General features: G+C 31.7%; 5 protein-coding genes, 2 tRNA genes and 3 rRNA genes. 5 read left to right on the top strand and 5 right to left on the bottom strand.

The genetic code is table 11. The features are described from left to right. The first annotated feature begins 11 nt into the window (after positions 1–11). The 5 genes from AMRN_RS00865 (at position 12) to AMRN_RS00845 (ending at position 9,801) form a co-directional block, all read left to right on the top strand. Positions 12–1,094, top strand: coding sequence for a plasminogen-binding N-terminal domain-containing protein (locus AMRN_RS00865; protein ID WP_099310548.1), 1,083 nt, complete (start codon positions 12–14; stop codon positions 1,092–1,094). Further along, positions 1,094–2,482, top strand: a complete 1,389-nt coding sequence (locus tag AMRN_RS00860) for an FAD-binding oxidoreductase (RefSeq protein WP_099310549.1) — start codon at positions 1,094–1,096, stop codon at positions 2,480–2,482. The genes AMRN_RS00865 and AMRN_RS00860 overlap by 1 nt, the downstream gene beginning before the upstream one ends. Position 2,483: 1 nt before the next feature. Beyond that, the gene (locus AMRN_RS00855) at positions 2,484–3,281 is read left to right on the top strand and encodes a YihY/virulence factor BrkB family protein (RefSeq protein WP_099310550.1); all 798 of its coding nucleotides are present in this window, start codon (positions 2,484–2,486) and stop codon (positions 3,279–3,281) included. A 127-nt stretch (positions 3,282–3,408) separates the two neighbouring features. Further along, positions 3,409–8,394: a diguanylate cyclase gene (locus AMRN_RS00850; protein ID WP_099310551.1), complete on the top strand. Its 4,986-nt coding sequence runs from the start codon at positions 3,409–3,411 to the stop codon at positions 8,392–8,394. 12 nt (positions 8,395–8,406) lie between these two features. Next, positions 8,407–9,801, top strand: coding sequence for a hypothetical protein (locus AMRN_RS00845; protein WP_099310552.1), 1,395 nt, complete (start codon positions 8,407–8,409; stop codon positions 9,799–9,801). Positions 9,802–9,898: 97 nt separating this feature from the next. On the opposite strand, the gene rrf is transcribed toward AMRN_RS00845, so the two are convergent. The 5 genes from rrf to AMRN_RS00820 all read right to left on the bottom strand — a co-directional run bounded on the left by rrf (position 9,899) and on the right by AMRN_RS00820 (position 15,078). After that, positions 9,899–10,014: ribosomal RNA gene (gene rrf, locus AMRN_RS00840) — 5S ribosomal RNA — on the bottom strand. Between the two features lie 117 nt (positions 10,015–10,131). After that, a 23S ribosomal RNA gene (locus AMRN_RS00835) occupies positions 10,132–13,053 on the bottom strand. Positions 13,054–13,287: 234 nt separating this feature from the next. After that, a tRNA-Ala gene (locus AMRN_RS00830) sits at positions 13,288–13,363 on the bottom strand. A gap of 36 nt (positions 13,364–13,399) precedes the next feature. Then, a tRNA-Ile gene (locus tag AMRN_RS00825) sits at positions 13,400–13,476 on the bottom strand. A gap of 87 nt (positions 13,477–13,563) precedes the next feature. Continuing rightward, positions 13,564–15,078, bottom strand: a 16S ribosomal RNA gene (locus AMRN_RS00820). The 16S, 23S and 5S rRNA genes sit together here with 2 tRNA genes alongside, the layout of an rRNA operon. Positions 15,079–15,225 lie beyond the last annotated feature (147 nt).

The raw sequence follows: 15,225 nt of genomic DNA, 5'->3' as shown, positions 1-15,225 counted from the left end.
GGAAAACAATAATGAAAAAAGCTTCAATTAAACTATTATTAGCATCAAGTGCTTTATTATTTGCAAACAGTGTAAGTGCTGATACTACGATTTGCTATAAAAAAGACTGGACAAGTCCTTCAACTATAGAAAAAACAAAACTAGATGGTGGTGTTTGTAAGGGTGAACTATCACTACTTGACATGAAGAAAAATGGTTGGAAACTAAAAGATATAAAAATAACAAGTTCTGATGAGGGATTAAATTATCAATATGTTTTAACAACTGATGATATAATAAAAGTAGATAATAATGCTGCATTAAAAATTCAAAATCAAAAACCTTTATCTTTTAAAGAGATTAAAACTAGTATAAAAAATGTTAATAATAAAACTGCTACTGTTGATATTGGGAATTTAAGAGTTGGACAAAGTGGTATAGTTTTAAAGAAATATGAAGATGGACAAAAACTAATCGTATCTAATGCTTATGTTACAAAAACTTCAGAAAACTCTTCTGAAATCAAATTTATTCCATTTATGGATTTAAAACAAAATGCAATACCAACTTCTAATGCAAATCCTAAAAACGGTGATACATTAATTTTAAACTACATGTATGATAAATCACTTTTAATTGCTCCTTCACAAGATGCTTTTCAAGTTGCAAGGGGAAAATTTAGATTAAATACATTTTTACACTCTGATATTTTTGCAGCAAATTTAAAATCACAAAGAGAACCTTTACCATCTAAAAGTACAATTCAAGATTTTGCAATTGAACAAAACCTAGGAACAATTTTTGTTGTAATAAAAAATAAAGCTTATGTAGTTGATAGTAAAACATTTGCTATTTTAGATTTTTATACTTTAGCTTATAACTACCTAGATACAGAAAAAATGCCTTTTTATACAAGAATTAGTGGAATAGAAGAAGCTCCATTTGAAGGTATAATTAAAAGTATTACTGAACTTAGTTTCTTAAAAGATATTTTTGGTGATGATGAAAGATCAGAAGAAGAAATTTTACTTGAGGGTGAAATGAAAAAAGATGAAATAGTAAATAAAAATGATATGTATAATGATTATTACAAATCAATTTTAGGATTAAAGTAATGATAGATAAAAAACATTTAGAACACTTTGAAAGTATTGTAGGAAGTGAAAATGTAAAAGCTGATAAAGCTCACTTAATTGCTTATTGCTATGATGCTACAAAAGAGAGATTTGAACCAGATGCGGTGGTTTTTCCAAAAAATGAACAAGATATATCTAAAATATTAAAATATTGTAATGAAGAAAAAATAGTAATTGTTCCAAGAGGTGCTGGTTCAGGCTTTACAGGAGGAGCACTTCCTTCAAATGGTGGTATTATTTTAAGTTTAGAAAGACACATGAATAAACTACTTGAAATTGATATGGAAAATATGGTAGGTGTTGTTCAACCAGGACTTATAAATATGGAATTTCAAAAAGCTGTTGAAGAGGTAGGACTATTTTATCCTCCAGATCCTGCAAGTGAACAATATTCAACACTTGGTGGGAATGTAAGTGAAAATGCAGGTGGAATGAGAGCTGCAAAATATGGAATTACAAAAGATTATGTAGTTGCATTAAGAGCTGTTTTACCAAATGGTGAAATAATTACAGCTGGTAAAAAAACAATTAAAGATGTTGCAGGATATAACACTGCTGGTATTTTGATTGCAAGTGAGGGAACATTAGCAGTTATTACAGAAATTACTTTAAAACTAATTCCAAAACCAAAATTTAAACAAACATATATGGGTGTTTTTCCTGATGTAAATAAAGCAATGAATGCAGTATTTAAATCACTTGCAAGTGGAGCAAATCCTGTTGCAATGGAATTTTTAGATGCTTTAGTAATAAAAGCATTAAAACAAAAATTTCCTCAAGTAGAACTTCCTCAAAATGCAGGTGGAATTTTAGTTGGAGATGTGGATGGAAGTAGCCAAGCAGAAATAGATTCTCAAATACAAACACTAAAAGATGCATTTGCTGAATATGGATCAGTAGATTTTATAAGTGCAAAAGATGAAGAACACTCAAATGCATTATGGTTTGCAAGAAAGAATGCTAGTCCTGCAACAGCCATTTATGGAACAAAAAAATTAAATGAAGACATTTCAGTTCCAAGAAGTAAACTACCAATAGCTCTTGATGAAATTTACAAAATTGGGGAAAAATACGGATTCAATGTTCCTTGTTTTGGCCATGCAGGTGATGGTAATATTCATGTAAATGTAATGGTTAAAGACAAAACAAATGAAAAAGAGATGGAAGATGGTCATAAAGCTATTGAAGAGATTTTCCAACTTGTTGTAGATATGGGTGGGACATTAAGTGGAGAACATGGAATTGGACTTTCAAAAGCACCTTTTATGAACATTGCATTTAATGAAGCTGAACTTGAACTATTTAGAAGTATCAAAAAAGCTTTTGATCCAAATAATATTTTAAATCCTTTTAAAATGGGTTTATAAAATGGAAAAACAAAGTCTTGTAACACAATATTCTAAAAAGTTTATTAAGTTACTTGACTCATTTTTTAATGATGATACAACATATTATGCTGCAAGTCTTAGTTTTTTCACAATATTTTCTATATTACCAATAATTACTCTTTTAATAGCAATTATTTCAACAATGGAGATATTTCAAAGTTATTTAAATATCTTTATAACAAATATTTTTGATATCTTAAATCCCACTCACTCACAAGACTTTATTAATTCATTTAAAGATTTCATATCAAATTCTACTAAATTAGGTTATATAGGAATTATATATATGTTTTTTGTATTTATTATGTTTTTTAAAGATTATGAATATATTATTAATAAAATACATAAAGCTAAAAGAAGACCAATGTATAAACTTTTTTTTCTTTATTTAATCTTCTTAGTTGCTCTTCCTTTTTTATTTACTATATCAGATATTATTTTATCTTTGTATAATAACTCTATTGTAAATAGTATAACTGCATTTACTATTGCATGGTTTATATTTTTCTTACTTTTTAAATTTAGTATAAATAAATTTGTATATAAAAAAGCTGCATTAATTTCATCATTTTTTACTCTTCTAATATTATCTATTACTAAAAATCTGTTTGTCTATTATGTAATATATAATAAAACTTACTCAACAATATATGGTTCATTGTCAACACTACTTTTTTCTTTTTTCTGGATTTATATTTCTTGGATTATTTATCTTTATGGAATTAAAATGTGTTATAGATTAAATTTAAAAGAAAAATACAAAAGAATTCACTCCTAGAAAATATTATTAAGATAATAAAATTTACTATTATTTATATTTTTACTATAATTATTGAACTTAATTATATTTTATAAAATATACTAAAGTTCAATTTAACTAAAATATTAAAAAATTAAGGTTTATTTTGATTACTAAAAACTATAAACTAATTAAAAAACTAGAATTTTCACAAGAATCTGATTTTTTTTTAGCACAACAATTAAATAGTAAAGAAGAGGTTTTTATAAAAACCAATAAAGAGATTTTATCTAATCAAAAAAATTTAGAAGATGAGTATTTAATTTTACAGAACTTAAAACATGAGAATATTATTAAAGCAAAAAAAGTTGAAAAACAAGGTAATAAATATTTTCTAATATTAGAAAACTTTAGTCTAAGTACTTTAAAACATCAAATAAAAAATAAAAAATTTGATTTAAATACTTTTTTAATTATTGCAATTGAACTTTGTGAAACTTGCTACTACTTACATGAAAATCAAATGATATATCAAAATTTTTCAAGCGATTCAATTCTTTTTGATGAAAAAACAAATAGAGTCAAACTTTTTGATTTTTGTGAAACTAAAGAAATATCTAAAAGAAAAAACAATAAAGAAAAAACTAACAACACTGATATATATAAAGCTCCAGAACAAACTAATAGAGTTAATTTTTCAATTACTGAACAAACAGATATATACTCATTGGGAATAGTTTTCTATGAAATGTTATCTGGAATAATTCCTTATGATTCGAAAGATTTATTATCATTATCTCATACGATTATTACCAAAGAGTTTTTATCTTTATATGAACTTGAACTTAAAATACCAAAGGTTATATCAAATATAATTGATAAAATGATTCAAAAAAACCCTATTGATAGATATAGTAATATCTTATCTGTTTTAATTGATTTAAAAAAAATAGAAGATCAACTTTTAAATAATAGAAATATTGATGAATTTGAAATAGATCAATTTCAAAAAAACTTTTTAATTAATAGTAACAAAAAACTATTTGGAAGAGAAAAAGAACTACAGGAATTAAAAGAAGAAATAGATAATATTAGTAATGAACTTATAATTATAAAAGGTGTCTCAGGAGTAGGTAAAACATCATTTGTAAAAACAGCTTTAAAACATTCAAATATAGATATTTCTAACTCCTTAGAAATAAAATTAGATAACTATAAACAAAATATTGCTTACAAAATATTATATGAAAAAATAAGAGAACTTTCAAAACAACTATTAACAAAAGACTCTCATACATTAAAATTATGGAGAATAAACATATCAAATGCACTTGGAAATGAAGCAAATATACTTTATGAACTAATTCCTGAATTAAAGATTATCTTAGATGATAAAAGTAATAAAACAATAAATAATGAAGAAGTATCTAAAATAAAATTTGATAATTATTTATTTAAATATTTGCAACTATTTGCAACAAAAAAATCTCCTTTACTTATTTTCATAGATGATATGCAATGGAGTGATGAAATTACAAGAACTTGGCTAGAAACTTCACTTTACCAATTAAAAAACACTATTACAATCATTTCATATAGAGATAATGAAGTAAAAGAGAACTCAAGATTATACAAACTTTTAAATAAGTTAACAAAAGAAGATATAAAATTAAAAACGTTTCATTTACAAGCTTTAAAACTTGAAGATATAAAAAATATACTAAAAACAAATATAAAGCTAGAAAATAGTAGCGAAGTAGCAAAACTAATTTTTAGCAAAACCTTAGGAAATTGTTTTTTTATCATTCAACTTTTAAAACAACTATTAGATGAAAACATTATATATTTCAATTATAAAGAATTTAAATGGAAATGTGACTTGACACAATTAAATACAGTTTCAGCAAGTAATAATATCATTGAACTTTTAGAAAATAAAATAAATAAACTTGAAATAAATGAAACTAAATTATTAAAAATAGCCTCATGTATTGGAAATAAGTTTGATGAAGTGCTTTTAAAAAAGGTTTATAACGATGAAAAAAGTTTTAAACAAACACTAAATAAAACTATATTAAATGAATGGATAATTAAAAGTAAAAACATCAACAATAGTAAACATGAAAAATACAAATTTTCACATGATAGAATACAACAAGTTATATATAACTCTATAATATTAAGTGAACGAAGTCTATATCATAAACAAATTGCAGATTCAATATTAAGTTTAAATTTTCATAAAAAAAATAATGACTTTTTAACTTATATAAATCATTATAATAATGCAAAATCACTATTTAAAACAAAAGAACAGAAAGATTATTTAGCAACTCTTAATCACAAAGCTTCAATTAATGCAAGAGAAAATGCAGATTTTATTATGGCACAAAAATATATGGAAGAGGCTTTATCTCTCTTCAATGATATAAAATCAAAAGATAATTATAGTGAAATATTAAAAGATTATGCAATTTGTGAACATATGATTCTAAATAAAAAAACTGCATTAAAATATTATAATAAAGCAATTAGCGTGGCTAATACAAATCTTGAGAAAGCTTATATTTATGAACAGATAATAAAACTTTATTCTGATTTTTCAGAGTTTAAAAAAGCTTATGAAACAGGAAAAGAGGCTTTAGAATTATTTGACTTAAATATACCAAAAGAGTTTAGCAAAATTGTATACACAAAAGATTCTATGTATTTAAATTACAAACTTAAAAACAAAAACCCAAATAACCTAATTTCATTACAAGAAACAAAAGATGAAAAAATCATAATTATGATAAAACTATTATCTGCATTATTAAAAGCTGCCTATCAAATTGATCCAAAATTGTGTGTACTTGTATCAATGAAATTAGTAAAATTGTGTTTAAAATATGGTGATACAAAAGATGCTGTCATTGGATTTATGGTTTTTGGAGTTATTTTTCAAGGAGCAATAAAACAAAATCATAAATTAGGTTATAAATATGCAAATCTCTCTTTAGAGATGATAAAAAAATACAATAACAGTGTTTTATATCCAGAAGTTAATTTTGTATCTGGTTATTTTGCATTTTCATGGCTCTTACCAACAGCAATAACTGAGCAAAAGTGGTTTGAATCGTATAATAAAGGTTTATTAATAGGTGATCTTTTTCATAGTGGCTGTGCAGCAGCGGGAATTATACAAAGTATGTTTTTAAGAGGTGTTTGCTTAGATAATATAAATAATCAAATTGAAATTTTTGAAAAAAAACTTAGAAGAATTAAGGCTCATGAACAATTAGGAGCTATTTTAAGTGTAAAACAAGCAATTTGCAAATTAAAAGCAAATACAATAAATAAAAACTCTTTTTGTAATAAATTTTTTGATGAAGATGAGTATGTAAAAGATTTAGAAAACTATAACTCTTTACATTTTGCACATTACTATTATATTAATAAAATGATTACTCTATATATTTATGAAGATTATAAACAAGCTTATGAATACTATTTACAAAGTAAAAGATTTTTGGAAAATTCTAAAGGTACTATACATGGAATAGAACATTATTTTTATGAATCATTAATATTTTCAAATTTGTATGAAAAAGTAAATGATGGGTTAAAGAAAAAATATCTAAAAACAATCAAAGAAAACCTAATAGAGTTTGAAAAATATAGCCTTGAGTGTCCAGAAAATTTCATAGTAAGAAAAAATCTAATAAAAGCAGAATTATATAGAATTGAAAATAAAATTAATGAAGCATTTAAATATTTTGAGAAAGCAATTGAAGCAGCAGAAATCTATTCTCAAATACACTTAAAAGCTATAGCAAATAGACTATTATCAAATATCTATAAAAAAATTAATCAAGAAAGAGTATCAAAATTATTAAAAAATGAAGAGGAAGAAGCACTTATACAATGGGGAGTTTCAATAAAAAACCATTCAAATAGTACAATTAATTTTTCAAAAGCAATAAATCTTGATACTTTAACAAAAGCTGCTGAAGCTATTGTTAAAGAACAAAAGTTACCAAATTTATTAAAAAGCTTACTATATATTATATTAGAAAACTCTGGTGCTCAATATGCAAATGTATTATTAGAAGACAATGAAAAGTATTATATACAAGCTACTGCATCATATAAATCAACGACCATTGAGGTTATGCAAAATATTGAGTTTGAAAAATCTAATAATGTTGTTCATAATGTAATTAATTATGTTTTAAGAACTAAAAAACCAATTGTTATTAATGATTTAAATAGTGACTCAATTTTTATAAGAGAGGATGATGCAATTAATAGAGGTGTTAAATCTGTTTTATGTTTACCTTTAATCTTTCATAATAAAATAAGAGGTTTAATCTATTTAGAAAACAATGCAATGTCAGGAGTATTTTCAAAAGAACAAATAGAATTATTAAAACATTTAAGTGGTCAAATTGCTATCTCTATTGAAAATACTATAATGTATAAAAATCTTGAAGAAAAAGTAGCTGAAAGAACACAAGCACTAGATAAAAAAAATGATGAATTAGAAAATCAAAATATTAAATTACAAGTACAAAATAAAAAAATTTTAGAATTAAATTCAGATATTATAAAAGAGAATAAAAAAAGAAAAAAAGTCGAAGAAGAACTCCAAGAAGCAATAAAAAAGCTAGATATGCTCGCAACAACAGATTCCCTTACAAATATTAATAATAGAAGAGTTTTTGATCTTACTTTAGAACAAGAGTCTGCAAGAGCACAAAGAACAAATGAAAGCTTATGTTTAATTATGTGTGATATTGATTACTTTAAACTATATAATGATTATTATGGTCATTTACAAGGCGATGAGTGTTTGAAATATGTTGCAAAAACTTTAAATAGTAGTCTAAAAAGAACAAATGATTTAGTTGCAAGATATGGAGGAGAAGAGTTTGCAATGATTCTTCCTAATACTTCAATTGAAAATGCACTAAAAATTGCCACTGAAATAAAGAACAATATTAGAAAAATTGAAATTACTCATGAAAAGTCTAAGGTAAGTTCATATATTACATTAAGTATGGGGATTGCTTGCACAAAAGAATTAAAAACTATTACTCCAAAGAACTTAATTAAAATAGCAGATGAAAAACTATACATAGCAAAGAAAAAAGGTAGAAACCAAATCATATAAAAAAGGAAAAAAATGATTAAAAAAAATTTAGCTATTTTAGTACCTGTATTTTTAGCAAATAGTTTATTTGCTAAAGATATTAATCCATTTGCAGTTAACAATGGTTATATTCCTACAAAAAGTGAATATTCAAAAGAGTTATTTAGATTCAATTATGATTATCCAAATGAATATAAAAAACCAATAAATAGACCATGGTTTAAAGTAAGAAATAATAAGCCATTAACAAGAAAAAATGCATATGACTATATTTTGGCATTAAAACAGTATGTTGCTCCATCAATGAAAACCTTTATTATAAATCAAGATAAATGGAATAAAAGTAAGCAAAAAGGTTGGTATAGTATGCTTTGGGCAGGAGAAAGTGTACCTTTAACTTCTTGGGAGGGAAGAGAAGCAATATATGGCACATATACAGGTCAAATACAAGAAGCAGGTGTATATAAAGATTCTGGATTAACAGTGCCTGTAAGAAATTATGCAGCAATATATTATGATAAAATAGCTGCATATACTTTATATAAAATTTTTAAAGACTGTAAAAAAAATACAAAAGAGTGCATTCCAAATATAGATAATAATGAAGCTCAATTTGAAGAAGGTTCAATAATTATAAAAGCAGCTTCTGCTTCTGCTACACCAGAACAGTGGCCTGTACTAAAAGATGCTGCCATTTGGAAAATATATAGAAAACCTTTTAATATAAATGGAACAATTAAATCTAAAGAACCAAAAGTTATGAATACAAGAGTTACTATATTTGATATTATAGTAAAAGACTCTATTGCAGCACCTAAAACTGGTTGGGTATTTACTACATTAGTTTATGACAAAGATGCAAAAGGAGAAACTGCTTGGGATAGAATGGTTCCATTAGGTGCAATTTGGGGAAATGATCCAAATATTAACTCTGTAAAAAATCCAAAGCAAAAGTTAAAACAAACATATATAAATCCAAATGCACCTAAATTTGCAAAAGTTACATTAGGATATGGAAATAGATTATCAGGCCCTTTTGATATTGCAGTAAAATATGATGTAAAAGTAGATGATAAAATAGTAAAAAAACTAAGAAGCTCATCATGTTTAAGTTGCCATGGAACATCAAGTTATGTACCTTATGATTCTGATATGATTACATTTTTCTATCCAGTAAAGAATATTAGTTCAGATGGTATGTGGGATATGCATATACCTGGATCAAAACAATGGAATCAATGGTTTCAAAATAGATGGGGAGATAAACCACAAAGTAAACAAAAAGATGTAATAGCACTTGATTATAGTACTTTTTTAGAACAAGCATTAATGAACTTTGCTGCTGATTATAGTCATGATAATAATTTAAATAATGAAGAATACTTTAAAAAGTGGAGAAAATATAAAAGAGAAGCATTAAGACATTAAAACTATAAAAAATATAGGATAAAAAAGGCAAAAAAAAAGCCCATAACTAAGATAACTGTAAAAAGTTAAAATAGATAAGGGCTTAAAAAAACTCAAGAGCTGGCAGAGGCCTACGTTTCCACACCTGAAAGGTGCAGTATTATCAGCGCAGAAGTGCTTGACTTCCAGGTTCGGTATGGATCTGGGTATTTCCACTTCGCTATATCCACCAGCAATATGAGTATACAATGAATTTTATTATTCACTCTATACTCATATTTTGAGTATATTAATGTTAAAGTCTCTTTGAACACAACTTTAGTAAACTTAATAAGATAGTAAACCAAGTATAATAATAAGCCGAACGATCTATTAGTACTAGTCAGCTAAACATATTTCTATGCTTACACATCTAGCCTATCAACCAGTTAGTCTTACTGGGATCTTCAGGGAAAGTTCATCTTGAAGTTGGCTTCGAGCTTAGATGCTTTCAGCTCTTATCTCATCCGTACGTAGCTACCCAACGATGCTCTTGGCAGAACAATTGGTACACCAGTGGTACGTTCATCCCGGTCCTCTCGTACTAGGGACAAATCTTCTCAACTTTCCTACGCCCACGGAAGATAGGGACCGAACTGTCTCACGACGTTCTGAACCCAGCTCGCGTACCGCTTTAAATGGCGAACAGCCATACCCTTGGGACCTGCTCCAGCCCCAGGATGCGATGAGCCGACATCGAGGTGCCAAACCTCCCCGTCGATGTGAGCTCTTGGGGGAGATCAGCCTGTTATCCCCGGCGTACCTTTTATCCTTTGAGCGATGGCCCTTCCACTCAGAACCACCGGATCACTATGACCGACTTTCGTCTCTGCTCGAGTTGTCTCTCTCACAGTCAAGCTAGTTTATGCCATTATACTCATCAGGCGATTTCCATCCGCCTTGAACTAACCTTTGTAAGCCTCCGTTACTTTTTAGGAGGCGACCGCCCCAGTCAAACTACCCACCAGACATTGTCCTGATACAAGTTTATTGTACGCAGTTAGTAACTCAAATATTCAAGGGTGGTATCTCAAGGGTGGCTCATACTCTACTTGCGTCTAGTAATCAAAGCCTCCCACCTATCCTGCACATGAATATCCAAGCTACAGTGTCAAGCTGTAGTAAAGGTGCACGGGGTCTTTCCGTCTTTCCGCGGGTAGGAGGAATTTTCACCTCCACTACAATTTCACTGGATCCCTGGTTGAGACAGCTCCCATCTCGTTACGCCATTCATGCAGGTCGGTATTTAACCGACAAGGAATTTCGCTACCTTAGGACCGTTATAGTTACGGCCGCCGTTTACTCGGGCTTCGATCAAATGCTTCGCTTACGCTTACATCATCAATTAACCTTCGAGCACCGGGCAGGCGTCACACCTTATACATCCACTTACGTGTTAGCAAAGTGCTGTGTTTTTGGTAAACAGTCGGGAGGGACTCTTTGTTGCAACCTCTTTAGCTTTTGAGAGTAAATCTCTATACCAAAGTAGGCACACCTTATACCGAAGATACGGTGCTAGTTTGCAGAGTTCCTTAACCAGGGTTCTTCCACGCGCCTTAGAATACTCATCCCACCTACCTGTGTCGGTTTGCGGTACGGGCAACAATTAATATACTTAGTGGCTTTTCTTGGCACGACAGTATCATCGATTCTAAACGCTCTCCGAAGAGATTGTTCAGCCTGTTAGATCTCGGTCTCGTGATACCCGGATTTACCTAAGTATCAACCTACGTCCTTCGACCCACTATTCCATCAGTGAGCTCGATTAACTCTATGCGTCCCCACATCGCGCTTAATTGTTGGTATTGGAATATTAACCAATTTTCCATCGTCTACCCCTTTCGGACTCGACTTAGGACCCGACTAACCCTACGATGACGAGCATCGCGTAGGAAACCTTGGGTTTTCGGCGTTAAGGATTCTCACCTTAATTATCGCTACTCATGCCTGCATGCTCACTTCTATCCGCTCCACTGCTCCTTACCGGTACAGCTTCGACGCTGAATAGAACGCTCTCCTACCACTCATAATAAATTATGAATCTAAAGCTTCGGTGTACATCTTAGCCCCGTTATATTTTCCGCGCAGAATCACTAGACCAGTGAGCTGTTACGCTTTCTTTAAAGGATGGCTGCTTCTAAGCCAACCTCCTGGTTGTCACAGTAACTCCACATCGTTTTCCACTTAGATGTAACTTTGGGACCTTAGCTGTTAGTCTGGGTTGTTCCCCTCTCGACATAGGATTTTATCACCCTACGCCTGACTCCCTAGCTTGCACATGTAGTATTCGAAGTTTGATAGGGTTTGGTACCGCGGTAAGCAGCCCTAGCCCATTCAGTGCTCTACCCCTACATGCTACTACTAGAGGCTATACCTAAATATATTTCGGAGAGAACCAGCTATCACGAAGTTTGATTGGCCTTTCACCCCTATCCACAGGTCATCCGGGGGCTTTTCAACGCCCATCGGTTCGGTCCTCCACTGGCTCTTACACCAGCTTCAACCTGCCCATGGATAGATCACTTCGTTTCGGGTCTGCAGCATCTGACTATTTCGCCTTTTAAGACTCGCTTTCGCTACGGCTTCGTACTTGACTTAACCTTGCCAGATACCACAACTCGCAGGCTCATTATGCAAAAGGCAGTCCATCACCCTGTGAATAAATTCACATAGGGCTCTGAATGATTGTAAGCTAATGGTTTCAGGTTCTATTTCACTCTCCTCGCTGGAGTACTTTTCACCTTTCCCTCACGGTACTTGTTCACTATCGATCTGTAAGTAGTATTTAGGGTTGGAGGGTGGTCCCCCCGGATTCAGACAAAATATCACGTGTTCCGTCCTACTCAGGATACCATTAGAGCTATTGATAATTTTGTATACAGGAGTTTCACCTTCTTTGCTATACCTTTCCAGATATCTCTACTATTATCTTTAGTCTCATATTATGGTCCTTCAACCCCCTATGCAAGCATAGGGTTTGCCCTGCTCCCATTTCGCTCGCCGCTACTTTGGGAATCTCTTTTGATTTCTCTTCCTATGGTTACTGAGATGTTTCACTTCACCACGTTAGCCCCCATTGCTGGGTAATATATATCTCTATATACTGGGTTGTCCCATTCGGATATTCACGAATCAATGCTTCTTGACAGCTCCTCGTGACTTTTCGCAGTCTAGTACGTCCTTCTTCGCCTCTTACAGTCTAGGCATCCACCATTAGCCCTTAATAGCTTATTTTTTTAATTAGATCTTACTCTAACCTTTTTTGATAATTATTCCTTGGCTACTATCTTATTAAATTTAATAAAATAGTTGTGTTCTTCTTCTTTTCTTGAAATTGCTTTCTTTTCTTAGAAAAATTTTTGACTTTAACATTATATTTTTAAATAACTCTTTAATCTTCTCATCTCTGAAAAAATTAAATATAAATTCAATCTTCATTGAACTTATATTTAACTTCTTCTTATTTGTTGGTGGAGAATAGCGGGATCGAACCGCTGACCTCCTGCGTGCAAGGCAGGCGCTCTCCCAGCTGAGCTAATTCCCCAACTTTTTAATCTCTTCTTTTAAGATTATTTAATCATGGTGGGCCTACCAGGACTTGAACCTGGGACCTCACGATTATCAGTCGAGCGCTCTAGCCAGCTGAGCTATAGGCCCTCTCACCTATCTTTTAAATAACCTTTATAAACTGAATATATATTGACTTTTTGATTAAGAGTTTTGACTCTCTTAATCTTTTCTCTGAAAGGAGGTGATCCAACCGCAGGTTCTCCTACGGTTACCTTGTTACGACTTCACCCCAGTCGCTAATTCCACTGTGGAGGGTAGCTATCTTAGCATCCCCGCTTCGAGTGAAATCAACTCCCATGGTGTGACGGGCGGTGAGTACAAGACCCGGGAACGTATTCACCGTAGCATTGCTGATCTACGATTACTAGCGATTCCAACTTCATGTAGTCGAGTTGCAGACTACAATCCGAACTGGGAGGTATTTTTTAGATTTGCTCCACATCACTGTATCGCTGCTCTTTGTATACCCCATTGTAGCACGTGTGTAGCCCTGGTCGTAAGGGCCATGATGACTTGACGTCGTCCTCACCTTCCTCCTACTTGCGTAGGCAGTCTCATTAGAGTTCTCACCCGAAGTGTTAGCAACTAATGACGAGGGTTGCGCTCGTTGCGGGACTTAACCCAACATCTCACGACACGAGCTGACGACAGCCGTGCAGCACCTGTATATAAGTTTCTGCAAGCAGACACCCATCTATCTCTAAATGGTTCTTACTATGTCAAGACCAGGTAAGGTTCTTCGCGTATCGTCGAATTAAACCACATGCTCCACCGCTTGTGCGGGTCCCCGTCTATTCCTTTGAGTTTTAATCTTGCGACCGTACTCCCCAGGCGGTACACTTAATGTGTTAACTGCATTACTGCTATGTCGAGCATAGCAACAACTAGTGTACATCGTTTAGGGCGTGGACTACCAGGGTATCTAATCCTGTTTGCTCCCCACGCTTTCGCGTCTCAGCGTCAGTTATGTTCCAGTAGATCGCCTTCGCAATCGGTATTCCTTCTGATCTCTACGGATTTTACCCCTACACCAGAAATTCCATCTACCTCTCCCATACTCTAGATAGACAGTTTCAAAAGCAGTTCAATAGTTAAGCTATTGGATTTCACTTCTGACTTATCTATCCGCCTACACGCTCTTTACGCCCAGTGATTCCGAGTAACGCTTGCACCCTCCGTATTACCGCGGCTGCTGGCACGGAGTTAGCCGGTGCTTATTCATATAATACCGTCATTATCTTCTTATATAAAAGGAGTTTACGCACCGAAATGTGTCATCCTCCACGCGGCGTTGCTGCATCAGGGTTTCCCCCATTGTGCAATATTCCCCACTGCTGCCTCCCGTAGGAGTCTGGACCGTGTCTCAGTTCCAGTGTGACTGATCATCCTCTCAAACCAGTTAAGCGTCATTGACTTGGTGAGCCATTACCTCACCAACTATCTGATACTGTACAGGCCGATCTTCAAGCTATAAATATTTCCCTTTCATACTTTTGTATTAAAGGCATATGGGGTCTTAGCAGACGTTTCCATCTGTTATCCCCCTCTTGAAGGCACGTTACCTATATATTACTCACCCGTGCGCCACTTAGCTGACAGATTAGCAAGCTAATCCCGTTCTCGTTCGACTTGCATGTGTTAAGCACGCCGCCAGCGTTCACTCTGAGCCAGGATCAAACTCTCCATAAAGTGTTTGTTCTCTGACTAATTATGTATTTCTATACAAAATTAATTACTCATTGTTTTATCATACTTTTTTGTATGATATTATAGACGAAGAATTTGTATTCTTCTTTTTTTTCTTGTCATATATATATTCAGTTTATAAAAGTTACT

It is taken from the genome of Malaciobacter marinus (assembly GCF_003544855.1).
In the GTDB taxonomy this organism is placed as follows: Bacteria; Campylobacterota; Campylobacteria; order Campylobacterales; family Arcobacteraceae; genus Malaciobacter; species Malaciobacter marinus.
This window is presented reverse-complemented; position numbering and strand designations above follow the sequence as displayed.

Coding starts and splice junctions, on each gene's coding strand:
- AMRN_RS00860 (WP_099310549.1), top strand. CDS start 1,094: ATGATAGATAAAAAACATTTAGAACACTTTGAAAGTATTGTAGGAAGT.
- AMRN_RS00865 (WP_099310548.1), top strand. CDS start 12: ATGAAAAAAGCTTCAATTAAACTATTATTAGCATCAAGTGCTTTATTA.
- AMRN_RS00845 (WP_099310552.1), top strand. CDS start 8,407: ATGATTAAAAAAAATTTAGCTATTTTAGTACCTGTATTTTTAGCAAAT.
- AMRN_RS00855 (WP_099310550.1), top strand. CDS start 2,484: ATGGAAAAACAAAGTCTTGTAACACAATATTCTAAAAAGTTTATTAAG.